This window comes from bacterium (genome assembly GCA_016873475.1).
Lineage (GTDB): Bacteria > Krumholzibacteriota > Krumholzibacteriia > JACNKJ01 > JACNKJ01 > VGXI01.
Genome location: VGXI01000417.1, coordinates 1 through 1,560, shown reverse-complemented (window position 1 = coordinate 1,560; position 1,560 = coordinate 1). Strand labels below are relative to the sequence as shown.

The 1,560-nt window shown below is 71.2% G+C and carries 2 protein-coding genes; both read left to right on the top strand.

Annotated elements, in window-relative coordinates:
* Positions 1-171 precede the first annotated feature (171 nt).
* On the top strand, positions 172-1,176 hold the full coding sequence (locus FJ251_16295) for a peptide chain release factor 2 (protein MBM4119260.1): 1,005 nt from the start codon (positions 172-174) through the stop codon (positions 1,174-1,176).
* The coding region (locus FJ251_16290; protein MBM4119259.1) for a YjbQ family protein at positions 1,173-1,560 on the top strand (388 nt) is incomplete at its 3' end. The genes FJ251_16295 and FJ251_16290, both read left to right, overlap by 4 nt.

Below are 1,560 nucleotides of genomic sequence, written 5' to 3'. Positions count from 1 at the left end.
CGGCAGTTCCCCGCCGCACACTGGGCCGCGGAACCGACAGTCCCGGAAGGAGCCCGATCTGCATGGCCAACGCCGCCGGTCTCGACGCGCTGAACGCCCGCGTCGCCCACCTCAAGGAGTGCCTTTGACTATCCGCGCCTGAGCGCGGAGCTGGCCGCGCTCGAGGAGCGCATGGCCGCGCCCGATTTCTGGTCTGACGCCGACGCCGCCCGCCGCACGCTGACCCAGGCCAAGCGTCTGAAGCAATGGGTGGAGCCGCTCGCCGCGATCGGCGCCGCCAGCGCCGAGCTGGCCGAACTCGACGCCCTGGCGGCCGCCGAGGGCGACGCGGCCACCGACGCCGAAGTGGCCGCCGAACTGGAGCGGCTGGCCGGGCGCCTCGACGCCTACGAGCTCCTGCTCATGTTCAAGGGCGAGGACGACGACAAGAGCGCCATCCTCACCATCCACCCGGGCGCCGGCGGCACCGAGAGCGCGGACTGGGCGGAGATGCTCTGGCGCATGTACACGCGCTACTGCGAGCGCCAGGGCTGGCAGCTCGACCTGCTCGACCTGCAGCGCGGCGAGGAGGCGGGCGTCAAGAGCGTCACCGTCGAGGTGAAGGGGGAGTTCGCCTACGGGCGGCTCAAGGCCGAGCGCGGCGTGCACCGGCTCGTGCGTATCAGTCCCTTCGACGCGCAGAAGCGCCGGCACACCAGCTTCGCCTCGGTCTTCGTCTACCCGGAGGTCGAAGCGGCGGAGGGGATCACGATCGAGGAGGGCGACCTCAAGATCGACACCTTCCGCGCGAGCGGCGCCGGCGGCCAGCACGTCAACAAGACGAGCAGCGCCGTGCGCCTCACCCACCTGCCGACGGGCATCGTCGTCAGCTGCCAGGACGAGCGCAGCCAGCACCGCAATCGCGAGAGCGCGATGAAGATCCTCATGGCGCGGCTCTACCAGCTGCGCCGCGAGGAGGAGGAGGCCGCGCGCCAGAAGCTCGAGAGCAGCAAGACCGAGATCGGCTGGGGCAACCAGATCCGCAGCTACGTCTTCCACCCCTACACGCTGGTCAAGGACCACCGCACGAATGTGGAGACGGGCAACCTGCAGGCCGTGATGGACGGCGAGCTCGACCGCTTCGTCGAGGCCTGGCTCAAGCAGGCGGCCGGCATGGCCGTCGGAGGCGAGGCGTGAGGACCCTCGAGCTGGAGACGCGGAGCCGGCAAGAGGTCGTCGATCTCACGGCCCGCGTGCAGGCGGCGGTGACCGCGAGCGGGCTCGTCGACGGACTCTGCCACCTCTTCGTGCCCCACACGACGGCGGGCCTGGCGATCAACGAGAACGCCGACCCGGACGTGAAGCGGGACATCCTGCACGCGCTCGACCGGCTCGTGCCCGCCGATCCCGCCTTCCGCCACGCCGAGGGCAACAGCCCCGCGCACGTCAAGAGCGTGCTCTGCGGCAGCGGCGCGACGCTCTTCGTCACGGCGGGTCGCCTCGAGCTGGGCAGCTGGGGCGGGGTCTACTTCTGCGAGTTCGACGGACCCCGGCGCCGCCGGCTGCTCCTGCGCGTGCAGG